The sequence below is a fragment of the Streptosporangium sp. NPDC023963 genome, assembly GCF_040639135.1.
Lineage (GTDB): Bacteria > Actinomycetota > Actinomycetes > Streptosporangiales > Streptosporangiaceae > Streptosporangium.
In genome coordinates, this window is record NZ_JBEZZK010000004.1 from 435,761 (window position 1) to 458,325 (window position 22,565).

Below are 22,565 nucleotides of genomic sequence, written 5' to 3' on the forward strand. Positions count from 1 at the left end.
TCAGGGCTCCAGCCAGACGTAGCCCGCGAACCGGCCGGTCGTCCCCTCCCTGCGATGGGAGAACAGGTCGGCGCTCTCGATGGTGCAGCGGGTGTCGTGGGTGATCTCCCCGACACCCGCCTTGCCCAGTTGCGAGGTGATCGCGGCCCGCAGGTCGAGGGCCGGGGTGTCCTGGCGGGTGATCGACCAGGCCTCGGGAAGCATCACCGCGACCTCGTCACGCATCTCGGCGGGGACCTCGTAGCAGGTGCCGCAGGCCATCGGCCCGATCAGGGCGGTCATCCTCGCCGGGTCCGCGCCCCGCCGCGCCATCTCCTCGACCAGGGCCGTGACCACGCCGGACATGGTTCCGACCCGCCCCGAGTGCGCGGCGCCGGCCAGTCCGGCCTCCGGCTCGGCCAGCAGGACCGGCGCGCAGTCGGCGCAGAGCGCCGCCAGGCCGAGACCGGGCACGTCGGTGCAGACCCCGTCCAGCGGCGGCGGGTCGTCGCCGAACGGCTCCCTGACGTACCGGACGTCGGCGCTGTGGACCTGCCGCATGAACACGACCCGCTCCAGGCCGAACTCGGCGGCCGTCCTGGCCCTGTTCGCCGCGACCGCGCCCGGCTCGTCGCCGCACATGCCTCCGAGGTTGCGGCTGCCGTACGGATCGGCGCTGACACCACCGTGACGATCGGTGATCCTCATCTGAAAGTTCACGGGCCGACCTTACCCGCCCAGGAACCCGGCCCCCCGGACGTTCGTTTCACAAGGACACAGAACCCCATAGAGATTGCGAGCGTCATGGCGCAGGTTGTGTACGACCGCAAGGAGCAGTACCAGCAGATCGAGAGCGGCCTGATGCCCGGCGAGCAGATCATCGCCGTCTACGACGCCATCGGCACGGGCACCGGCTTCCTGGGACTCACCGACAGGCGCGTGATCGTGCAGGACAAGTCGTTCGTCGGCAAGAGGGTCGCCATCACGAGCATCCCCTACGGCAAGGTCTCGGCGGTGAGCGTGGTGAGCAACAAGTCGATCGCGGGCTCGTTCTTCTCCTCGGGCGCCATCGCCATCCACGTGGGCACCCACACGTACGAGGTGGAGTTCCGGGGCGACAACAAGGCGCACCACGTGCACAACGTGATCCTGCACTTCATCACCGCCTAGGAACCTCCTCGCGCAAGCGGGGACCGTCACCCCGCGGAGATCGGCGCCTCCCCTGCGGCGACCCGCCGGTAGAGCTCCATCGTCCGCTCGGCGATGCGCTCCCAGGAGAAGTGCTCCACCGCGCGGACCCGCCCGGCCTCGCCCATCCGGGTCGCGAGGGCGGGGTCGGCCAGCAGCCGGTTGACCCGCTCGGCGAGGTCGGCGGCGAAGGCGTCGGGGTCGTGCGGGGTGCCGTCGGCGGCCTGGTCGATCGGGACCAGCAGGCCGGTCGAGCCGTCGGCCACGACCTCGGGGATGCCGCCGGTGGCGGTGGCCACGACGGCGGTCTCGCAGGCCATGGCCTCCAGGTTCACGATGCCCATCGGCTCGTAGACGGAGGGGCAGACGAACACGGTCGCGTGGGTGAGGATCTGGATCACCTCGGGGCGGGGAAGCATCTCCGAGATCCAGACGACGCCCTCGCGGTCGAGCCCGCGCACGAGCGCGGTCACCTCGGCGGCGATCTCGGGCGTGTCGGGCGCGCCCGCGCAGAGCACCAGCTGGGCGTCGGGGTGGAAGTCGCGCGCCGCGCGCAGCAGGTGGACGAGGCCCTTCTGCCGGGTGATGCGGCCCACGAAGACGACGTACGGCCTGCTCGGGTCGATGCCGTGCCGCTCCAGCACGTCGGTGTCCCGGTCGGGGGCGTACTCGCCGGTGTCGATCCCGTTGTGGATCACGGTGACCCTCTCCGGCGAGATCTCCGGATAGCTCGCCAGCACGTCGCGGCGCATCCCCTCGGAGACCGCGATGATCGCGTCGGCGGTGGCCAGCGCGCCGCGCTCGGCCCACGATGACAGCGTGTAACCGCCGCCCAGCTGCTCGGCCTTCCACGGCCGCAGCGGCTCCAGGCTGTGGGTGGTCACCACGTGGGGCGTCCCGTACAGCATCTTGGCGACGTGGCCGGCGAAGTTGGCGTACCAGGTGTGGCTGTGGACCAGGTCGGCGCCTTCGCACCCGGCGGCCATCTCCAGGTCGACGCCGAGCACCTGGAGCGCGGCGTTGGCCGTCTCCAGGCCGCCGGGCACCCGGTAGGCCGCGACGCCCTCCTCCGGTCGTGACGCTCCGAAGCAGCGGACCCGGGTGTCGGCGAGCCTGCGCAGCTCCCGGGCGAGGTATTCGACGTGAACTCCCGCCCCTCCGTACACGTCGGGGGGATATTCACGGGTCAGCAGATCCACTCGCATACGATCAGCCTAGTGTTTCATCCCTGTTCATCAGGTTAGGGTCCACCTATGAGAGTCCTCGCGATCGTGCTCGCCGGCGGAGAAGGTAAGAGGCTCATGCCTCTGACAGCTGATCGAGCGAAGCCCGCGGTGCCTTTCGGGGGGATATACCGTCTCGTCGACTTCGTACTGTCCAATCTCGCCAACGGTCACTATCTCCAGATCGTCGTGCTGACGCAGTACAAGAACCACAGTCTCGACCGGCACATCTCCCGGACATGGCGCCTGTCGGCGATGCTCGGCAACTACGTCACGCCGGTGCCCGCCCAGCAGCGTCTCGGGCCGCACTGGTTCTCCGGTTCCGCCGACGCGCTGTTCCAGAATCTGAACCTCATCTACGACGAGATGCCCGACCACGTCATCGTGTTCGGCGCCGACCACATCTACCGGATGGACCCCCGGCAGATGGTCGAGCAGCACATAGAGTCCGGGGCCGAGGTGACGGTGGCCGCGATCCGGCAGCCGCTGTCGCTCGCCGACCAGTTCGGGGTCATCGAGGCCGACCCGGCCGGGCGGCGGATCGTCGCCTTCCGCGAGAAGCCGAAGGACGCGGTGGGCCTGCCGGACGCTCCCGACCAGGTGTACGCGTCGATGGGCAACTACGTCTTCAAGACCCAGTCGATGATCGACGCGCTCAGGGAGGACGCGCTCGACCCGACGAGCAAGCACGACCTGGGCGGCAACATCATCCCGATGATGGTGAAGTCGGGCAGCGCGGAGGTCTACGACTTCGCCGACAACATCGTGCCCGGCTCCACCGAGCGCGACCGGGGCTACTGGAGGGACGTCGGGACGCTCGACGCCTACTACGAGGCCCACATGGACCTCATCTCGGCGCACCCGATCTTCAACCTCTACAACAGCCGGTGGCCCATCTACACCGGTCACGACCCGCTTCCCCCGGCCAAGTTCGTGCACAACGACGGCGACCGGGTGGGCAGGGCGATCGACTCCCTGGTCTCGGCGGGCGCGATCGTCTCCGGCGGGCTGGCGGAGCGCTCGATCCTCTCCCCGGGCGTGGTGCTGCACTCCCACTCCCAGGTCGAGGACTCGGTCCTGATGGGCAACGTGAAGGTGGGCCGCGGCGCCATCGTCCGCAAGGCCATCATCGACAAGAACGTGATCATCCCGGACGGCGCCAGGATCGGCTTCGACCTGGAGTACGACCGCAGCCGCTTCGCGGTGACCAGCGGCGGCATCGTCGTCATCGGCAAGAACGAGATCGTCGAACGCTGACCCGTTCCCCGTTCCCCGTTCCCCGTCCCCCGTCCCCGGTCCTCAGGTCCTCAGGTCCCCGGCCCCCGGTCCCGCCGTCACGGCGGGGCCGGGGCCGGGCCGTGTGCCACAAAAACACATTGACGGAGTGAGTACTCACTCCGGAGAATGACCGCATGGAAACCCCACCTGCCCGGCGACGCGCGCCGGGAATGAGCCCGGAGCGACGCCGCGAGATGATCGTGGCGGTCGCCCTCCCCCTGATCGCCGAGCACGGCGCCGCCGTCACCACCGGCCGGATCGCCAGGGCCGCGGGCATCGGCGAGGCCACGATCTTCCGGGTGTTCGCCGACAAGGACGAGCTGCTCGACGCCTGCGTGGTCGAGGCGCTCCGCCCCGACCACGTGCTGGAACAGCTCGCCGCGATCCCGCTCGACCAGCCGCTGGCCGCCCGGCTGGCCGAGGCGGCCGACGCCATGCACGCCTACACGGACCGGATCGGCACGGTGATCGGCGCCCTGCACGCGTTCGGCCGCGCTCGTGAGCGCCCGGCCCCGGAGCCTTCCGCGAACCCTCGGGAGAAGGGGCCCGGGCCGTTTCGCGACACCAGGCTCAGGGAGGCCCGCGAGGCGCTGGCCGAGCTGTTCGAGCCGGACCGCGACTCCCTGCGGCTCCCCCCGGAGCGTCTGGCGACGCTCTTCCTGAACCTGGTGCGCTCCGACGCCCGGCGGCCACCGGGCGACTCCGAGCCGGGCATCGCCGATCTCGTCGACGTGTTCGTGCACGGCGCCCTGACCCGGTCCCGCCCCCTGACGGAAGAGGGCCCGTCGTGACCATCACGCTGAACCACACCATCGTGCCCGCGCTCGACAGGCGGCGGGCGGCCGACTTCTTCGCCGGCATCATGGGCGTGGAGTGCCTGCCGCCCGCCGGAGCGCACGGTCACTTCGCCCCGGTCCGGGTGAACGGATCCCTCACCCTCGACTTCATGACCGTGGAGGCCCCCGAGGGGCACCACCTGGCCTTCGACGTCGACCCGGCCACCTTCGACGGCATCCTCGCCCGGCTCAGGGAGCGGGAGGTGCCGTACGGCAACCACCCGGCCCACCACGACAACGGGCGGATCGACCACCCGTTCCGGCCGCGCGGCCTGTTCTTCGCGGACGAGACGGGAAACCTCTACGAGGTCATGTCCGGCTGACCGCGGAGGCGGGGTGCGGCGACGGCGCGGACCCGGGGGCGGCGGCCGGTGCGGGGCGGGCAGGAGGCGGCGGGCGCCGACCTGCTCCCGGTGCTGCACGCCCTTGCCGCCTGGGGCCAGGAGCACACCGCGCCCGACGAGCCCGCCGAACCCATGCGGGTCGTTCACCGGACCTGCGGGCACGTCACCACGGCGGGCGGCCGCTGCGACCACTGCGACCACTGCGGGCAACCCGTGCGCCGCGAGGAGGAGGCCTGGATACGACCCTGGCGGTCGCCTGAGCCGACCCCCCTCGCGTGCCCCGTCACCTGAGGACCGGCCTGTCGGTGGCGGGTGACATGATTCGGCGATGCCCGAGACCAGCGCTTCGATCGCGTCCTTCTGGAACGCCTTCGCCGCCTCCTTCGACGAGGAGGCCGACCACGGCCTTCGCGACCCCCACGTCAAGGCCGCCTGGGCGGAGCGCCTGCGCTCCTGGATGCCCGCCTCTCCCGCCGACGTCCTGGACCTGGGGTGCGGCACCGGCTCGTTGTCCCTGGTGCTCGCCGAGCAGGGCCACCGGCCGGTCGGGGTGGATCTGGCCCCGCTGATGGTCGAGCAGGCCCGGCGCAAGCTCACGGCGGCCGGTTTCGACGCCACGATGATGGTGGGCGACGCGAGCGACCCGCCCGCGCGGGCCGGGACGGCCTTCGACGTGATCCTCTCCCGTCACCTGTTGTGGACCCTGCCCGATCCGCAGGAGGCGCTGCGCCGGTGGATCGGCCTGCTGCGCCCCGGCGGGCGCCTGGTCCTCGTCGAGGGGCGCTGGGCGACGGCCGAACCGGGCGAGGACCGGCCCTACGAGGTGGAGCCCGAGTCGATGCCGTGGATGGGCGGGGTCGAGGCGGAGCGTCTCCTGGCGGCGCTGCGGCCGCTGGTCGAAACCGCCCGCGTCGAGCCACTGCATGATCCCGCCCTGTGGGGGCGGGCCGTCCAGGACGAGAGATACGCCGTGGTCGCGTTCGCGTGACCGTTCGGACGCACCGGATGAGAGACGGTTGTCCGGTGCGTCCACACGGCCCCTGGGCGGGCCGGGCGGGCCGGGCGCCGACCGTGAACCGCCCCTCTCCGCGCGACTTCTTGATCCTTACGGGATAGATTCTCCCGATACGTTGCACGACTTCCCGGACAGACCCCAAGGTTCCTGGACAGCCCCAAGGACTTCCCGGCCAGACCCCCAGGTACGAGAGATCACATGTTCGGCATCATTCGCCCCTGCGGCGAGCACTCCTGTCCTACGCTGCACCGGGCCTGGATGGCACACCTGTGCGGGCTGTGCCTGACCCTCAGGGACGGGCAGGGGCACGCGGCCCGGCTGGCCACCAACTACGACGGCCTGATCATCTCGGTGCTGGCCGAGGCGCAGGGCCCGGCGGGCTCCCCGCACCGGACCGCCGGACCCTGCGCGCTGCGGGGGTTCCGGCCGGCGGACGTGGTGGACGCGCGGGCCGCGGGCGTGCGGCTGGCCGCCACGGTGTCGCTGGTCCTCGCGGCGGGCAAGCTGCGCGACCACGTGGCCGACGGCGACTCCGCGCCGGGCACCGGCACGGCGCGCAGGATGCTGGCGGCCCGCTGGGAGGCGGCGGGGGCCCGGATGGGAGCCGGGATCGGGTTCGACACCGCCTCGCTGGCCTCGACGGCCGAACGCCAGATCGAGCTGGAGAGCGGCGCGGGAGTGACGCTGCTGGAGCTGACCGCTCCCACCGAGGAGGCCGTCGCCGCCGCGTTCGCCCACACCGCGACACTCGCGGGCGCCCCCGGCAACGCGGCGGCGCTGGCCGAGGCGGGCCGGTTCTTCGGCCGGATCGCCCACCTGCTGGACGCCGTGGAGGACCGGGAGGAGGACGCCGCCCGGGGGGCGTTCAACCCGCTGACCGCCACCGGCACCTCCGTACGGGAGGCACGGCGGCTGTGCGACGACGCCGCGCACGGCCTGGAGCTGGCGCTGCTGGAGCTGGAACTGGCCGACCGGCACCTGGTGGACGTGCTGCTGGGCACCGAGGTGCGGCGGGCGGTGGACCGGACGTTCCGCCACGCCTCCGGCCCGGATCGCGGTCCCGCCGGCGGGGCGTGCGCGCGCCCGCACGGGGAACACGGCCGCCCCTCCGCGAGGCACGACCACTCCCCCGGGGAACACGATCACGAGGCGTCGTCCCGTCCCGGGGAGTCGGGCCACTCCTACGAGCGGCCCGGGTTCGTCCGCAAGTCCGCCGCCGGGGTGGGGACCCTGCTGACCTGCGGGCTCTGGCGGCCCCGGTGGAGCTCCCGGCGGCGGAACGCCTGGGACGACCGCTGCTACCTGACGCGGTGCGACGGCTGCGGCTGTGACGGGTGTGACGGCTGCTGCGACTGCTGCAAGTGCTGCAGCAAGTGCGACGGGTGCTGCTGCGACTGCAACGTCTGAGACTTCGGGGAGCGGCCCGCCGGACATCGCGGGCGGCCCCCGGAGGCCTCACGAACCGATCGCACTTCACGAACCGGACGGGCGAGCGGCCCTTCGAACCGGACGAATCCCACGAACCGGACGGGCCTCCTAACCGAACGCGCCTTACGAACCGGGCGCGTCCCAGGAACCGGACCGATTCTCCGAACCGGACGGGCGAGCCTGCCGCCCCGGCCCGGACCTCGGTCTCAGACCGGGTCCCGCCGGTCGCCGTCCTTCTCGCGGGCGCCGTCCCGCTCGCCGGGGCCGCCGCCCAGGCCCCGCGACATCAGGCCCGCGCCCATCAGCCCGGTGAGCGTCCCGGGCACGGTCGCGGACGGGGGCGGGGTCTCGACCCGGAAGCGGGGCAGCGCCTCGGGGTACCTCTCGCGGACGAAGGTCACCATGTGCTCGCGCATGTCGCACTTGAGATCCCAGGCGCTGGCGGAGTCTGCGGCGCTCATCAGGGCGCGCAGCTCCAGCAGCCCGTTGGGAAGGGTGTCGGTGACCTGGAGCGTCCAGTCCTTCTGGTCCCAGAGCGGGTGCTCACGCAGGGCCCGGTAGAGCTCGGCGCGCAGCTCCTCCACCGGCACCGACCAGTCGACCCGGAACATCACGTGGCCGATCACCCGGCTGCTGTGCCGGGTCCAGTTCTCGAACGGGTTGGCCGTGAAGTAGGAGACCGGCAGGACGAGCCGCCGCTCGTCCCACAGCCGCAGCACCACGTAGGTCAGGCTGAGCTCCTCGATCCGGCCCCACTCGCCCTTCACCACGACGACGTCGTCCAGCCGGAGCGCGTCGCTGAAGGCCAGCTGGAGCCCGGCGAGCATGTTGCCCAGGGTCGACTGGGCGGCGATGCCGACGACGACACCGGCGATCCCGGCCGAGGCCAGCAGCCCGGCCCCGAGCGCCCGCACCTGCGGGAAGGTGAAGAGCATCGCGCCCAGCGCGACCACGATGATCACCGCCGAGGCGACCCGGCGGACCAGCGTGATCTGGGTGCGGATGCGGCGGGCCCGGCGGTTGGCCTCGCCCTCGACGGTGATCAGGCGTTCCAGCACCACGTCGGTGACCGCGTAGGCGGCCTGGATGACCAGCCACGTGGCGCACCCGATCATCGCCAGGCCGAGACCCTGATACACCAGCCGGCCGACCACGGTCGTCGCCATCGGGGGCTCGTAGGCGGTGTAGGCCGTCACCACGGCGGCCGTGGCGAACCCCGGCCAGGTGCAGCGGCGCATGAGCGGGCCGGCGAGAACCCATTTCTCGCCGATCAGCCGCGAGCGCAACACCCGTCGCACCACCTCCACCGCCACGACGGCGGCCGCCACGGAAACAATCATCATGATCCAGCCGGACACTTGAGGCGTCCTCCTCGACGTCTTCCATCCTCGTCGTGCTCTTCCCTGGATCACCAGCTAATCAGAAGGATTCGTCGAATGTGACATTCCCTTCCACGGCTATCTGGTAGGCCGAAACCCGTCGTTCGAAGAAGTTGGCCAGCTCCTGCACGTCCTGCAACTCCATGAACGCGAACGGGTTGGCCGTGCCGTACCGGGCGGGCATCCGCAGCCTGACCAGGCGCTGGTCGGCCACGTACTCCAGGTACCGGCGCATCTGGTCCACGCTCATCCCGAGCAGGCCGTCGCCGCACAGGTCGGCCGCGAAGGCCAGCTCGGCGGCCACCGCCTCCTCGATCATCCGGGTGACCTGCTCGGCGAGCTTGTCGTCGAACAGGTCCGGCTCCTCGGCCCGTACGGTCTCCACGACGCCGAAGGCGAACTCCATGTGCATGGACTCGTCGCGGAACACCCAGTTCGTCCCGGTGGCCAGGCCGCTGAGCAGGCCCCTGGAGCGAAACCAGTAGACGTAGGCGAAGGCCCCGTAGAAGAACAGCCCCTCGATGCACGCCGCGAAGCAGATCAGGTTGAGCAGGAACGCCCGCCGGTCCTCCCGCGTCTCCAGCCGGGTCAGCCCGCCGAGCGAGTCGATCCAGCGGAAGCAGAACTCCGCCTTGTCCCGGATCGAGGGGATGTGCTCGACCGCGGCGAAGGCCTTGACCCGCTCGTCCGGATCGGGCAGGTAGGTGTCCAGCAGGGTCAGGTAGAACTGGACGTGCACCGCCTCCTCGAACAGCTGCCTGCTGAGATACAGGCGCGCCTCGGGGGCGTTGAGGTGCTGGTAGAGGTTGAGGACGAGGTTGTTGGCCACGATCGAGTCGCCGGTGGCGAAGAACGCCACGAGGCGGTTGATCAGGTGGCGCTCCTCGGGCGTCATCCTCGCCAGGTCGGCCAGGTCGGAGGTGAGGTCCACCTCCTCGACGGTCCAGGTGTTGCGGATCGCGGCCCGGTAGCGCTCGTAGAACTCGGGGTAGCGCATCGGCCGCAGGGTGAGATCCATGCCGGGGTCGAGCAACATCAGGGAATGCCTTTCGCGGAGCTTTCAGGGACGGCTACTGGCAGGCGTCGCAGTACTCGGGGTTCTCCAGGGAGCAGGCGATCGCCAGTTGGGAGGCCGTGTCGAGGACGGCCTGCGCGACCGGCGCCGCCACGGTGGCCTGCGCGATCCGGGTGGCCGGGCGCGAGCGCAGGTAGTAGGTGGTCTTGAGGCCCGACTTCCACGCGTAGGCGTACATCGAGGAGAGCTTGCCGATGGTCGGCGTGGCCATGAAGAGGTTCAGCGACTGCGACTGGTCGATGTAGGGGGTGCGCGCGGCGGCCAGGTCGATCAGCGCCTTCTGCGGCAGCTCCCAGGCGGTCCGGTAGAGCGCCTTCAGGTCGGCGGGGATCTCCGGGATGTCCTGGACGGAGCCGTCGGCGCGCTTGATCGCGTCGCGGATCAGCGGGGTCCACAGGCCGCGGGCCTGCAGGTCGCGGACGAGATAACGGTTGACCTGGAGGAACTCCCCCGAGAGGGTCTCGCGCTTGAAGACGTTGGAGACCTGCGGCTCGATGCACTCGTAGCAGCCCGCGATGGAGGCGATCGTGGCCGTCGGCGCGATCGCGATCATCAGCGAGTTGCGCAGGCCGGTCCCGGCGATCCGCTCCCTGAGCTCGGCCCACTCCGCGGACCCCGCCGCCCCGTAGTGGTCGGGGTGCAGCACCCCGGCGGCGGCCCTGGTCTCCTCGTACGAGGGGTGGCGGCCCCGCTCCACGGCCAGGTCGGAGGAGGTCCGGTAGGCGGCGAGCGCGATCTCCTCGGAGATCCTGGTGGACAGCTCCAGGGCGCGCGGCGAGTCGAACGGCAGCCGCAACGTGAACAGCACGTCGGCCAGGCCCATCACGCCCAGCCCGATCGGGCGCCACTTCCGGTTGGCCGCCTCCGCCTCGGGGGTCGGGTAGAAGCCCAGGTCGATGGTGCGGTCGAGGAACCGCACGGCGGTACGGACGGTCGCGCGCAGCCGCGCCCAGTCGACGGCCTCCCCGGCGTCCGCCGACAGGTGGGCGGCGAGGTTGATCGAGCCGAGGTTGCAGACGGCGGTCTCCGCGTCGCCGGTGACCTCGAGGATCTCGGTGCAGAGGTTCGACAGGTGGATGACGTTTTCCGGCCTGGCCGTCTGGTTGGAGGTCCGGTTGGCCGCGTCCTTGAAGGTCATCCAGCCGTTGCCGGTCTGGGCGAGCGTGCGCATCATCCGCCCGTACAGGGTGCGGGCGGGGATCTGCCGGGTGAAGCGGCCCTCGGCCTCGGCGGCCCGGTAGGCGTCGTCGAACGCGGTGCCGTACAGGTCGGTGAGGTGCGGGACCTCCTTGGGGTCGAACAGCGACCAGACGCCGTCGGCCTCGACCCGGCGCATGAACTCGTCGGGGATCCAGTTGGCCAGGTTCAGGTTGTGCGTGCGGCGGGCCTCCTCACCGGTGTTGTCGCGCAGTTCCAGGAACTCCTCGACGTCGGCGTGCCAGGGCTCCAGGTAGACGCAGGCCGCGCCCTTGCGCCGGCCGCCCTGGTTGACCGCGGCCACGCTGGAGTCGAGCGTGCGCAGCCAGGGCACGATGCCGTTGGAGTGGCCGTTGGTGCCGCGGATCAGCGAGCCCCGCGAGCGGACCCTGGTCCAGGCGATGCCGATGCCCCCCGCGTACTTCGACAGCCGAGCGACCTGCCCGTAGCGCTCGTAGATGGACTCCAGCTCGTCGCGGGGCGAGTCGAGCAGGAAGCACGAGGAGAGCTGGGGCCTGCGGGAGCCGGAGTTGAACAGCGTGGGCGAGCTGGGCAGGTAGGACAGGGTGGCCATGAGCGCGTACAGCTCGGCGGCCTCCTCGACGGTCTCGGACAGGCCGCAGGCCACCCGCAGGAAGAAGTGCTGCGGGCGCTCCAGGACCTTGCGGGTCCTCGGGTGGCGCAGCAGGTAGCGGTCGTAGACGGTACGCAGCCCGAAGTACTCGAACCTGGCGTCGGCCCCAGGGTCGGCCAGCGCGTCCAGCACCCCGGCGTGGGCGGCCACGAACTCCGCGAGCCCGTCCTGGATCAGCCCCGCCTCGTGGGTCGCGGCGATGGACTCGGAGAAGTCGCGCACGCCGTGCTCGGCGGCCTCGTCGGCGATCAGCTCGGCCAGCATCGCGGCGGCGATCCTGGAGTTCTCGGGATCGGTGATCACCCGGGCGGCCGCCTCGTCGATGGCGAGCCTGCGGTCGTCCGTCGCGGTCCCCGCCGTGGTACCCGCCGCGGTCTCCGCCAATGCCTGTGTCACGTAGTGCCCCTCGCTCGATCGGACTTCCCCGTACGGCTCCGCCGGATGGGCACGCGTCCGCGAGCGATCCCGGGCACGCCGGATCGCCTCGTTCCGCGGGCCCTCCCACGAGGCCCTGGACATTCACGTCACCGGCAGGTCTTCGGACTCACGGGCGCATCGCACATGCCTACCGGCCGTCGCTTCCCAGGCATGGCTCACCCAGTGCTCAATGACGGCTTTCGTTCCCGTTCACCGCTGCGGGGCAGTCCCGGAATCTCACCGGGTTCCCTCTTGCCTCGCCCCTCGCGGGGCGAACCAGCAACGAGCAGGATCCTACATCTAGGGGCGGCGGACGCAACTACCCCAACAAGTTGTGTCGGAGGACTTCAACAGTCCGAGCTCGTGAAGCACGCCGCGAGTGCGGCCCGTCTCGGTGGAGAGCCACTGGCGGAACTCGTCGCCGCTGAGGTAGACCCGGCTCCAGCCGCGGGACGCGCACAGGGCACGCCAGCGCGGCGCGGCGTCGATCCTGTCACACAGGGCGACAGCGGCGTCCCGGTCCCCCGGGCTCATGCCCTTGGGGCCCAGCAGGCCGCACCAGTCGCTGTACTCCAGGCGGACGTCGACCTCCAGGAGCGTCGGCGCGTCGATCCCGTCGATCCGGCCGCCGGAGGAGACCACCAGGGGCCGCAGGCGGCCCGCGGCGATCTCGGGCCGCAGGGCGCGCGCCGACCCCAGCAGGGCCGCCACCCGGCCGACGTGGAGCGCCTCGGCGGCGTCCTCGGGGGCGAGGAATCCGGCGTACTCCAGCAGCCGGGTGTCCACCCCCAGGCACTTGCCGATCATGCCGTAGAGCACGTGGTCGGAGCCGCCCTCCGACCGGCCTCCGACCGTCAGCCCCGCCGGGTCGTGCCGCAGCCGCGCGACGAAGTCCTCGAAGGTACGCAGGCGGGAGCCGGAGGGGACCACCAGGACCGCCCAGTCGCCGACCAGGCGGGCGACGGGAGTGGCGGCGTTCACCACGGCCGCGGTGTTGGCGATCTCCGCGGCGGCCACCATCGGCATCGCGGTGACGAGCAGCCTGCCCTCGCGCGCGAAGGGTCCGCGGAAGGCGCCGAACGCGTCGCGCGGCGCGGAGCCCAGGGCCCCCGCCCGCTCGACGGCCATCGCGGTGCGCGCCAGTCCCGACTGGACCAGGACGGTCGCCAGCCTGCCCGCGATCCCGTCCCAGCCGTGACCGTCGGCGGTCGGCTCGAGAAGGAACAGGCGCCTCACCCCCGGGTCGGCGCCGCCGTCCGCGCCGCACCCCGCGGCGACCGCGGCTCCCGCCGCCAGTGCGAAAAACCCCCTACGGCGCATAAGCGCCCCTTCCCCCAAGAACCCCCTATACCATAGGTTACTTTCCCCTCACTTTCTGTGATGAAGTGGGGTATGCCGGAACTTCCGGTGATCCACATTCGGACACGGACCACCGGAAAAGACGGAAAAGACACCGTGAATCCGGATACCGGAGACGATCGTCTCGCGGAGGGCTCCGGGGAACGCCCCCGTCCCCGGCAGGCCGGGGACGGGGGCGCGAAGGCAGGGACGGAAGGGGCCGGGGTTTCACTCCACCGTGACGCTCTTGGCCAGGTTCCTCGGCTTGTCGACGTCCCGGCCCAGCGCCACGGCGGCGTGGTAGGCGAAGAGCTGGAGCGGGATCGACAGCAGGATCGGGTCCAGCTCGGTCTCGTTCTTGGGCACCACGACGCAGTCGTCGGCCAGCTTGGGGTCGGCCGTGCGGTGGCCCACCATGAGCACCCGGCCGCCCCGGGCGCGGATCTCGCCCAGCGTGGTGAGGTTCTTGTCCAGCAGCTCGTCGTCGGGGACGATCGCCACCGTCGGCATGTCCGGGCCGATCAGCGCCAGCGGCCCGTGCTTGAGCTCGCTGGCCGGGTACGCCTCGGCGTGCACGTACGAGATCTCCTTGAGCTTCTGCGCGCCCTCGCGGGCCACCGGGTAACCCCTGACCCGGCCCACGAACATCATGCTCGGCGACTCGGCGTACTTGCCCGCCAGCTCCTTGATCTGCGGCTCCAGCGCCAGGATCTCCTTGATCTGGTCCGGCAGCCTCCGCAGGCCGTCGCAGATCCTGCGGCCGTCGGCGGGAGACAGGTCCCGCACCCGGCCCAGGTGCAGCGCGAGCAGCGCGAAGGCCACGGCGGTCGAGGTGAACGCCTTGGTGCTCGCCACCGAGACCTCCGGACCCGCGTGCAGGTAGACGCCGCCGTCGCACTCGCGGGCGATCGCGCTGCCCACGGTGTTGACGATGCCGAGCACCCTGCCGCCCTTGCGCTTGAGCTCCTGCACGGCGGCGAGGGTGTCGTAGGTCTCCCCCGACTGGCTGATCGCCACGTAGAGGGTGTCGGCCTCCACCACCGGGCTGCGGTAGCGGAACTCGCTGGCCGGCTCCGCGTCGGCCGGGATGCGCGCCAGCTCCTCGATGAGCTGCGCGCCGATCTGGCCCGAGTAGTACGCGGAACCGCAGCCGATGATCTTCACCCGGCGGAACGAGCGGGTCTCCCGCGCGTCCATGTTGAGACCGCCCAGGTGGGCGATGTGGAAGCGGTCGTCCAGCCGCCCGCGCAGCGTCCTGGCCACCGTGTCGGGCTGCTCGGAGATCTCCTTGAGCAGGTAGTGCTCGTAGCCGCCGGTGTCGTAGTGCCCGGCCTCCCAGTCGACGGTCAGCGTCTCCTTGGCCGTCTCCCGCGCGTCGCTGGCGAAGGTGTTGAACCCGTCGGCCCGCAGCACGGCGATCTCGCCGTCCTCCAGGTGCACCACCTGGCGGGTGTAGCGGACCAGCGCGGCGACGTCGGACGCGGCGAACATCTCCTTCTCGCCGATGCCCAGCACGATGGGGCTGCCGTTGCGCGCCACGACCACCTCACCCGGGCGCTCGGAGTCGATCACCGCGATCCCGTACGTGCCGACGACCCGCTTGAGCGCGGTCCGCACGGCCTCCTCCAGCGAGTCGGCCTCCTTGACCGTGCGGGCGATCAGGTGCGACAGCACCTCGGTGTCGGTCTCCGACAGGAAGATCGCCCCGTCGGCCTCCAGCTTGGCGCGCAGTTCGTCGGCGTTCTCGATGATGCCGTTGTGCACGACGCCGATGCGCTCGTCGGTGGACAGGTGCGGGTGGGCGTTGACGTCGCTGGGCGCGCCGTGGGTGGCCCAGCGGGTGTGGCCGATGCCCAGGCCGCCCTTGAACCGCGCGGGCACGACCGCGGCCAGGTCGGCCACCCGGCCCTTGACCTTGCGCATCTTGAGACCCTTGTTGGAGACCACCACCCCGGCCGAGTCGTAGCCCCGGTACTCAAGACGCTGCAGGCCCTCCAGCAGGATGGGTGCCGCGTCCTTGGGCCCCACGTAGGCCACGATTCCGCACATGTAACGCTCCTTGTCCGTAAACGATCGAGGTGCCGTCGTCTGTTACCCGTAGACGATCCGGCGAAGCTGCCGCAGGGAGAGTTCGGGTGCCGCGACACGGCGTGCCGCCAGTTCGGCGGCGACCCTGGGGAAGATCTTCTCGTTGACCAGCCCCCTGGCCTTGAGCTCCGCGTGGCGCCGCCGGACGAACTCGTCGACGGGCTCGGAGAAATAGGCCAGCACGTCCGCGACGACCCGCGCCGCCTCGCCCGGACCGAGCGCGCTCGTCCGGGTCAGGTGGGTGATCAGATCCTCGTGCGGATTCCGTGCCGTGGACACAGAGCAGGACCATACGCATCCGGGAGAGAACACACCAAGTTTCCTGCCCGATTTCGGGCAGAGAATCTCTTCAACATCACAACCCCGCCGCAATGCACGACAGTCGGTAATCTCTGATAACTCTAGGTAGCTACCAGAGGGGGAGGAACCGCTATGCGCCGCCTGCCGGGGACCACCGTCGTCGCCGCTCTCACCGTTCTGGCCTCGGTCGCCCTGGCCTCGGTCGTCCCGGCGGAGGCGGCACGCCCCGGAAGCCGGCCCGCCCGGCTCCAGACGCACCCGGCCCCCGCCGCGGCGACGGAAGCGGGGGCACGGTCCGGCAGGCAGGCCGCCTTCACCGAGGCGGCACGAAGGTACGGGGTGCCGGAGAGCGTGCTGCTCGCGGTCTCCTACCTGGAGTCCCGCTGGGAGGGCCACGGCGGGCTGCCCAGCGTCTCCGCCGGGTACGGCCCGATGCACCTGATCGACGGCCGGGCCGAACCCGGGCACCCCCACGGCGCCGGGGAGGACCCGCGCGGCGACGAGACCCGGCCGCGCGTGATCGCCCTTCCCCCCATGGCGGCGGACCCGCCGGAGGACACCCTGCGGCGGGCCTCGGAGCTGACCGGCCTGTCCCCCGACCGGCTGCGCGAGGACGCCTCCGCCAACATCATGGGCGGTGCCGCGCTGCTCGCCGACTACCGGCGCCGCACCGGCGGCGAGGGCTCCGGCGACGATCCGGCGAGCTGGTACGACGCCGTGGCCCGCTACCCCGGCGCCCCGAAGAGGGGCGCGGCGGCCGAGGAGGCGGCACCGTCCTTCGCCGACGAGGTCTACGCGACGATCCGGGCCGGTGCCGCGCGGGTGACCGGCGACGGCGAGCGGGTGACGCTCCCCGCCACGCCGGGCCTGTCCACACCCTCCACACGATCCGGGGCGGCGGAACTCTCCGGGCCGTCCGGCCCGTCGAGACCCTCCCGCTCCTCCGGGGCGCGAGCGGCGCCCCTCCCGGCACGACCCGCCTCTCTCTCTGGTCTCCCCGGGCTCTCTGGTCTCTCCGGGCCGCCCCCCGCCCCGGCGGCGCGGCGCCGAGCCCCCGCGCCCACTCCGGCCCCCGCCACCAAGAAGCCCGCCACCGGACCCGCCACGAAGCCCGCGGCACCCGCCGCCGAACCGACCGCGGGGTCTGCCCCCGCGCCGACCCCGGCACCCACCCCCACTCCCACCACGAAGATCGCCATGATGCTCGCCAAGCGGCCCGCCCCCGCTCCCGTACCGGGACCCGACTGCCCGAAGAGCGTCTCCTGCGAGTGGCTCCCGGCCGCCTACAAGCGGCTCCCCGGCGGCGGGTACGGCAACCACGACCGCTCCGCCGGCCCCCGGAGGATCGACTACATCGTGATCCACGACGGGGAGACGAGCTACGACGCGATGACCCGCCTGGCCAAGAACCCCGCCTACCTGAGCTGGCACTTCACCATCCGCTCCGCCGACGGCCACATCGCCCAGCACCTGCGGGCCAGGGACATCGGCTGGCACGCGGGAAACTGGTACGTCAACTCCCGCTCCATCGGCCTGGAGCACGAGGGCTACCTGGCCAGGGGCGGCGCCTGGTACACCGAGGCGATGTACCGGGCGTCGGCCAGGCTGGTCCGCCACCTCGCCGCCAAGTACGACGTCCCCCTCGACCGGGCGCACATCCTGGGGCACGACAACGTGCCGGGCACCACCCCGGAGACCGTGGGCGGCATGCACGACGACCCCGGCCCCTACTGGGACTGGGCCCACTACTTCGAGCTGCTCGGCAGGCCGCTGCGCGCCTCGGGCGGTGACGACGCGCGCTCGGTGCTGATCAGGCCCGACTACGGCACCAACAGCCCGGGATTCACCGGCTGCCCCGGGGGGTGCCGCGGCCTGGGCGCCGCCTCGGTCTGGCTGCGCACGCGCCCCTCCGCCACCGCGCCGCTGGTCAAGGACATCGGCAAGCACCCCACCGGCGGCTCCACGTACAGCGTCTACGACCACGCCGCCCGCGCCTCCACCGGTCAGCGGTACGCGCTCGCCGAGCGCAGGGGCGACTGGACCGCGATCTGGTATCTCGGCCAGAAGGCCTGGTTCCACGATCCGGCCGGCGCCCCCGCCTCCGTGCGCGCGGCCGGCCCCCTGGTGACGCCCAGACCGGGCCGTTCCCCGGTCAGGGTGTACGGCAGGGCCTACCCGAAGGCGCCCGCCTACCCTGGGGGCGTTCCCGTACAGACCCTCACCCCGCTGCAGTACTCGATACCCGCCGGGCAGGCGTACAGCTCCGGCGGGACGACGCGGGCCTCCTACCTCAGGGCGGCCGCCTTCGACCCGTCCGAGCACCGCGTCGTCACGGGCAGGATCCGCTACCGGCAGATCCAGTTCGGGCACCGGATCATGTTCGTCCGGGCCTCCGACGTCCAGCCGGTCACCAGGTGAGGATCTCCGGCAGCCCGCCTGGTTGCGCACATCCGCCCTGCGGAGGCGCTAGAGTTTTCACGTGCCCCGGAACGTTTCCGGGGGTCACGCGGAAGTGGCTCAGTGGTAGAGCATCACCTTGCCAAGGTGAGGGTCGCGGGTTCGAATCCCGTCTTCCGCTCCGGCGGGTCCTCAGGGGCCCGGCCGGTGGAGTGGCCGAGAGGCGAGGCAACGGCCTGCAAAGCCGTCTACACGGGTTCAAATCCCGTCTCCACCTCAACGCACGACCATCGGACCCCCGGGGATCCGGTAAAGTAGTGCGAGCGCGGAGGGGAAACCCGAAGCCGAAACGCGGAAGTGGCTCAGTGGTAGAGCATCACCTTGCCAAGGTGAGGGTCGCGGGTTCGAATCCCGTCTTCCGCTCTGGTTCGCCCGAGGACGATTAGCTCAGCGGGAGAGCGCTTCCCTGACACGGAAGAGGTCACAGGTTCAATCCCTGTATCGTCCACCCAGTTTCACCGCCTCGAAGGCCGGATCCGGAGATCACGGATCCGGCCTTTCGCATGTCCGGCGGCAGCGGTCACGGCGCGACGGTCAAGGGCAGGCAAGGGTGGCGAGGGGTGGTGCCCCCGCCGGCCCGGTGGATCCCGCCCTCTCCAAGCCGGGTGCGGGGCGGACGGTTCAATGAGATCTCCCGTCGCGGCGGCGGCCTCGAATGCCGGACTTAATACACGTTCGTAAGAAAAACCCATAAGCCCCAAAACAACTAAGAGTCACCGGGCGTCTCCCCATCCCAATCGCCGCGCGTGAGTAACTGTGGCCGGAATCTGCCACTCCACCTGCGTCCGAGGTCTTGCGCCCCTCCCGTCATCAATGGTTAGGTCGCTTACATGACGGGCGTGCCAACGTATCCGGCGAGTGAAATTCACCTCGAATTAATCGCTATTCGTCCACGACGGATCTCCTCCAGATCCTGATCGCCGGCGGCATCGCCGCCGAACCGATCCGGATCGCCCGAACAGGACGTGAGCAGGGACTGCGACGCCCCGCGTGCCATCCCCCACCATCACCGATCAACATTCCCTCCTCAAAGTTGGACCGTTCCAAGATGTCGAAACGGTCCGGCGGCGCGAATTCCGCCTCTCGCCCCCGGATACCGGAGACCTCTTTCTCGCTCGGCGCACCACCGCAGATCACGTATTTATTCACGAGAACCTCCATGTGATCGCCCGGGAGTTCAATTCACCATGCCCGAACTCCCGTCCAGGCGTGACCATACGGGCGTTCTCGACGCCGGATCGTTTGGAGCCTCCTCCGTGACGAGTTCGCTTTCCGATGTCCACAGTTCCTTTCCAGAGCCGACGACTCCAGAGCCGGTGACCGGCGAAGGCTCCCGGTCCCCCACGCCGGCCCTCGCCGCGGCCTTCGATCCCGGACGTTTCCACGACGGCGCCGTGGACATCGTCAGCCGCCTGACGACGTATCTGGGCGACCGGTCGGTCCGGGGGCTCGACCTCCTCGACCCCGCGGTGCTGCTGAAGGCCGCGCGGGGGCTGATGACCCCGGAACGGCAGCGCGTCGCCGACTTCGACGCCGACCGGGTGAACCAGATCGTCGACCTGTACACCGGGACCGGCATCCCGGTCTACTCACCCGGCTACATGGGACGGCAGTTCTCCGGCGTGGTGCCGCTGGCCAGCCTCATGGACCTGGTCGGCTCGGTGGTCAACCAGCCCTCCTCCTTCTACGAGGCCGGGCAGCTCCCCAGCGTCGCCGAGCGGCTCATGGCCGAGGAGCTCAACCGGTTCATCGGCTGGAGCCGCGACCGGTTCGCCATGGTGACGACCTCGGGGGGCTCCCTGGCCAACCTGACCGCGCTGCTGGCCGCCCGCAACCGCGCCTTCCCGCAGATCTGGACGCGCGGCGCCGGCGGCATGCAGGGGGCCCCCGCCATCGCGGTCAGCGAGGAGGCCCACTACAGCGTGACCCGGGCGGCCGGGGTGCTCGGCATCGGGGAACGGCAGATCGTCCGGCTCCCGGTCGACCGGGCCGGGCGGATCCGCCCCGATCTGGCCGGCCCGGCACTGACCGAGGCGCACCGGCGCGGCCTGCGGCCGTTCTGCCTGGTGGCCTCGGCCGGGACCACGTCGATGGGCGCCTTCGACCCGCTGGAGGAGCTCGCGGCCGTGGCACAGCGGCACGGGCTCTGGCTCCACGTGGACGGGGCGCACGGGGCGAGCCTGCTGCTGTCGGACCGGCACCGCGACAGGCTGCGCGGCATCAAGCAGGCCGACTCGCTGACCTGGGACGCCCACAAGATGCTCTTCATGCCGGCGCCGTGCACGCTGCTCTTCTACCGCGACGGCACGACGGCGCGCGGCGCGTTCCGGCAGCGCGCCAGCTACGTCTTCGACGAGGAACCGGACGTCTACAGCGCCTACGACAGCGCGGACAAGAACTTCGAGTGCACGAAACGCCCGATGATCATGCCGCTCTGGACGGTCTGGTCGGTCTACGGCCCTGCGCTGTTCGCGCAGCGGATCGACCGGCTGTGCGCGATGACGCGGCAGGCGTACCGGATGCTCGCCGCCGAGCCGGACTTCGCCGTGGCGCACGAGCCGGAGTCCAACATCCTGTGCTTCCGGTACCGGCCGGACGGCCTGGAACCGGCGACGGTGCACCGGCTGCAGCTGGAGATCCGCAACCGGATCCGGGGCGGCGGGCGCTTCTTCATCTCCAAGGTCGACATCGAGGGGGTGGCGGCGCTGCGCGTGGTGGTGATGAACCACCTGATCGACGCCGACCACCTGGCGATGCTCATCGCCGAGATCAGGGACATCGGGCAACGGGTGCTGCGCGCGAGCGCCACGGCCCGGCACGACCAGCGAAACGGGAGTCACTCATGACCATGACGGATCTGGACATCGCCACCTCGGCGGAGCTGGCGGCACGGCTGATCCCCGAGGAGGAGCTGCGGCCCCGCTCGGTGGACGACGTCACCCGGCTGCCGTCGTTCGCGGGGAAGCTGGAGGAGTGCGGGCGGCTCGCCGGAGTCCCGTACTGCGAGTCCCCGCTCGACCTCCAGAACGCGCTGGTGTTCCGCCGGCTCCAGCAGCTCGTCGGCATCGCGCTGCTCAACCCGCTGTGGCGCGAGCGGCTGCACTACTTCGGGATCCGCGACGCGCCCGCCGACATGTCCGAGTGGGAGCGGATCCCCCTCTCGGACAAGACCGTGCAGCGGGACATGTTCATGGGCGCGCGGGCCGGGATGGTCGTGCCGATCGACCACGGCGGGTTCGAGGTGGTGGCCAGCGGCGGCACCGGTGACGGCATGCCCCTGGAGATCGTGTACTCCCTGCGGGAGCTGCGCGACACCTACCGCATCGCCGGGGCGTTCATGGGCGCCTACCAGCTCGGCCGCTACCTGCGCGGCCCCGCGCCGCGCTGGCTGTTCACCACCCTGGCCGACTACCAGATGTGGAGCAGCGGGACCATGGTCGGCGGCGTCCTGTCCCACGTCCCGGAGGTCAACTACATCGGCGCGGGGCCGGTGAGCGCGCCGGTGCTGGAGCACATGTTCTCCTACCCGGGCCACAAGGCGCTGATGGGCATCACCGCAGGCATCGCGCTCCTGCCCGAGCTGGGCGCGGGCCTGCCCCCGCAGGCCAGGGCGAGCTTCCGGGTCGCCATGTACGGCAGCGGCTCCCTGCCGCAGCGCAAGCGCGACGAGCTGCAGGCGTTCTTCCCCAACGTGTCGATCCTCAGCTACTTCGCCGCCACCCAGGCCGAGTGCGTCGGGCTCCAGCTCGACCACGCCTCGCCGGCGCTCTCGGCCGTGCCGGGGCTGCACATGGTGGAGATCGTGGACGAGCACGGCCGGGCCGTCGCCGAGGGCGAGGAGGGCGAGCTGGTCGTCACCCGGCTGCACGCCGACGAGACGCCGCTGCTCAGGCTCAAGCTCGGCGACCGGATGATCCGCCGTCCCGCCCTGAACGGGCCGGGGCTGCGCACCGAGCGATTCGAGTTCGCCGGGCGCACCGCCGACGTGCTGCACCTCAACGACAGCCAGTACTCGGCGACGCTGGCCTACGCGGCCCTGCGCGGGCGGCTGCGCTCGACGACCGGCGTCGACCTGGACCTGGTCGCGCACGAGGTCCAGTTCCACAACCACCGTGAGGACCGGACCCTCACCCTGCTGGTAGCGGTGGACGACGCCGAGGGCATGGCCGCGGCCGTCGAGCACGCGCTCGGCCCGAGCGGGACGCGGCAGCTGTTCACCCAGGCGCTGCCGAGCTCCCTGTCGCTCTTCAACGACCGGGAGGCCAACGCGGCGGCCATCGAGCAGACCGGATACGGGTTCCGGCTGGTGTTCACGCCCCCCGCCTCACCGCAGATCGAACGGACCGCCGTCGGCAAGACGCCGCTGGTCAGGGACCGGGGCTGAGCACG

Annotated in this window: 19 protein-coding genes, 4 tRNA genes and 1 riboswitch; of the genes, 14 read left to right on the forward strand and 9 right to left on the reverse strand. The window is 71.1% G+C overall.

Annotation, left to right across the window (positions count from 1 at the left end; genetic code table 11):
- Positions 1-687: a peptidoglycan editing factor PgeF gene (gene pgeF / locus AB0F88_RS16405; protein WP_362684358.1), complete on the reverse strand. Its 687-nt coding sequence runs from the start codon at positions 685-687 to the stop codon at positions 1-3.
- A 96-nt stretch (positions 688-783) separates the two neighbouring features.
- On the opposite strand from pgeF, the gene AB0F88_RS16410 reads away from it, so the two are divergent.
- The gene (locus tag AB0F88_RS16410) at positions 784-1,149 is read left to right on the forward strand and encodes a PH domain-containing protein (RefSeq protein ID WP_362683620.1); all 366 of its coding nucleotides are present in this window, start codon (positions 784-786) and stop codon (positions 1,147-1,149) included.
- Positions 1,150-1,175: 26 nt separating this feature from the next.
- On the opposite strand, the gene glgA is transcribed toward AB0F88_RS16410, so the two are convergent.
- Positions 1,176-2,372, reverse strand: a complete 1,197-nt coding sequence (glgA, locus tag AB0F88_RS16415; protein WP_362683623.1) for a glycogen synthase — start codon at positions 2,370-2,372, stop codon at positions 1,176-1,178.
- A 48-nt stretch (positions 2,373-2,420) separates the two neighbouring features.
- Between glgA and glgC the strand changes: the two genes are divergently transcribed.
- From glgC to AB0F88_RS16445, 6 genes are all read left to right on the forward strand, one after another.
- A complete protein-coding gene (glgC, locus tag AB0F88_RS16420; RefSeq protein WP_362683626.1) occupies positions 2,421-3,647 on the forward strand; it encodes a glucose-1-phosphate adenylyltransferase in 1,227 nt (408 codons plus the stop codon).
- Between the two features lie 155 nt (positions 3,648-3,802).
- Positions 3,803-4,459: a helix-turn-helix domain-containing protein gene (locus AB0F88_RS16425; protein ID WP_362683629.1), complete on the forward strand. Its 657-nt coding sequence runs from the start codon at positions 3,803-3,805 to the stop codon at positions 4,457-4,459.
- Complete coding sequence (locus AB0F88_RS16430; protein ID WP_362683632.1) at positions 4,456-4,827, forward strand: VOC family protein; 372 nt, start codon at positions 4,456-4,458, stop codon at positions 4,825-4,827. The genes AB0F88_RS16425 and AB0F88_RS16430 overlap by 4 nt, the downstream gene beginning before the upstream one ends.
- A gap of 48 nt (positions 4,828-4,875) precedes the next feature.
- Positions 4,876-5,139 (forward strand): hypothetical protein, encoded by a 264-nt coding sequence (locus tag AB0F88_RS16435; protein WP_362683635.1) that lies wholly within the window; start codon positions 4,876-4,878, stop codon positions 5,137-5,139.
- 37 nt (positions 5,140-5,176) lie between these two features.
- Positions 5,177-5,836, forward strand: a complete 660-nt coding sequence (locus tag AB0F88_RS16440; protein ID WP_362683638.1) for a class I SAM-dependent methyltransferase — start codon at positions 5,177-5,179, stop codon at positions 5,834-5,836.
- Positions 5,837-6,061: 225 nt separating this feature from the next.
- Positions 6,062-7,270 carry a DUF5685 family protein gene (locus AB0F88_RS16445; protein ID WP_362683641.1) on the forward strand — a complete coding sequence of 403 codons (1,209 nt, stop codon included), beginning with the start codon at positions 6,062-6,064 and terminating at the stop codon, positions 7,268-7,270.
- A gap of 227 nt (positions 7,271-7,497) precedes the next feature.
- On the opposite strand, the gene AB0F88_RS16450 is transcribed toward AB0F88_RS16445, so the two are convergent.
- The 6 genes from AB0F88_RS16450 to AB0F88_RS16475 all read right to left on the reverse strand — a co-directional run bounded on the left by AB0F88_RS16450 (position 7,498) and on the right by AB0F88_RS16475 (position 15,698).
- Positions 7,498-8,649, reverse strand: coding sequence for a mechanosensitive ion channel domain-containing protein (locus AB0F88_RS16450; protein ID WP_362683644.1), 1,152 nt, complete (start codon positions 8,647-8,649; stop codon positions 7,498-7,500).
- 61 nt (positions 8,650-8,710) lie between these two features.
- Positions 8,711-9,706, reverse strand: a complete 996-nt coding sequence (locus tag AB0F88_RS16455; protein WP_350966888.1) for a ribonucleotide-diphosphate reductase subunit beta — start codon at positions 9,704-9,706, stop codon at positions 8,711-8,713.
- A 34-nt stretch (positions 9,707-9,740) separates the two neighbouring features.
- Positions 9,741-11,972 carry a ribonucleoside-diphosphate reductase subunit alpha gene (locus AB0F88_RS16460; RefSeq protein WP_362683648.1) on the reverse strand — a complete coding sequence of 744 codons (2,232 nt, stop codon included), beginning with the start codon at positions 11,970-11,972 and terminating at the stop codon, positions 9,741-9,743.
- 115 nt (positions 11,973-12,087) lie between these two features.
- Positions 12,088-12,289, reverse strand: a riboswitch (cobalamin riboswitch).
- Positions 12,290-12,293: 4 nt separating this feature from the next.
- Complete coding sequence (locus AB0F88_RS16465) at positions 12,294-13,313, reverse strand: tripartite tricarboxylate transporter substrate-binding protein (protein WP_362683651.1); 1,020 nt, start codon at positions 13,311-13,313, stop codon at positions 12,294-12,296.
- A 246-nt stretch (positions 13,314-13,559) separates the two neighbouring features.
- Positions 13,560-15,380: a glutamine--fructose-6-phosphate transaminase (isomerizing) gene (glmS, locus tag AB0F88_RS16470; protein ID WP_362683654.1), complete on the reverse strand. Its 1,821-nt coding sequence runs from the start codon at positions 15,378-15,380 to the stop codon at positions 13,560-13,562.
- 42 nt (positions 15,381-15,422) lie between these two features.
- Positions 15,423-15,698, reverse strand: coding sequence for a hypothetical protein (locus AB0F88_RS16475; protein ID WP_362683657.1), 276 nt, complete (start codon positions 15,696-15,698; stop codon positions 15,423-15,425).
- A 153-nt stretch (positions 15,699-15,851) separates the two neighbouring features.
- Here AB0F88_RS16475 and AB0F88_RS16480 point away from each other — a divergent pair, with 153 nt between their 5' ends.
- The 5 genes from AB0F88_RS16480 (at position 15,852) to AB0F88_RS16500 (ending at position 18,624) form a co-directional block, all read left to right on the forward strand.
- Positions 15,852-18,137 carry an N-acetylmuramoyl-L-alanine amidase gene (locus AB0F88_RS16480; RefSeq protein WP_362683660.1) on the forward strand — a complete coding sequence of 762 codons (2,286 nt, stop codon included), beginning with the start codon at positions 15,852-15,854 and terminating at the stop codon, positions 18,135-18,137.
- Positions 18,138-18,225: 88 nt separating this feature from the next.
- Positions 18,226-18,297 (forward strand) — tRNA-Gly (locus AB0F88_RS16485).
- A gap of 25 nt (positions 18,298-18,322) precedes the next feature.
- Positions 18,323-18,393, forward strand: a tRNA-Cys gene (locus AB0F88_RS16490).
- A gap of 74 nt (positions 18,394-18,467) precedes the next feature.
- Positions 18,468-18,539, forward strand: a tRNA-Gly gene (locus AB0F88_RS16495).
- Between the two features lie 13 nt (positions 18,540-18,552).
- Positions 18,553-18,624, forward strand: a tRNA-Val gene (locus AB0F88_RS16500).
- A gap of 434 nt (positions 18,625-19,058) precedes the next feature.
- Here the strand turns inward: AB0F88_RS16500 and AB0F88_RS16505 are convergent.
- On the reverse strand, positions 19,059-19,325 hold the full coding sequence (locus tag AB0F88_RS16505) for a hypothetical protein (protein ID WP_362683663.1): 267 nt from the start codon (positions 19,323-19,325) through the stop codon (positions 19,059-19,061).
- Positions 19,326-19,492: 167 nt separating this feature from the next.
- Here AB0F88_RS16505 and AB0F88_RS16510 point away from each other — a divergent pair, with 167 nt between their 5' ends.
- Both AB0F88_RS16510 and AB0F88_RS16515 read left to right on the forward strand, forming a co-directional pair.
- Positions 19,493-21,022: a pyridoxal-dependent decarboxylase gene (locus AB0F88_RS16510; RefSeq protein WP_362683666.1), complete on the forward strand. Its 1,530-nt coding sequence runs from the start codon at positions 19,493-19,495 to the stop codon at positions 21,020-21,022.
- A complete protein-coding gene (locus AB0F88_RS16515; protein WP_362683669.1) occupies positions 21,019-22,560 on the forward strand; it encodes a hypothetical protein in 1,542 nt (513 codons plus the stop codon). Before AB0F88_RS16510 ends, AB0F88_RS16515 begins: the two co-directional genes overlap by 4 nt.
- Positions 22,561-22,565 lie beyond the last annotated feature (5 nt).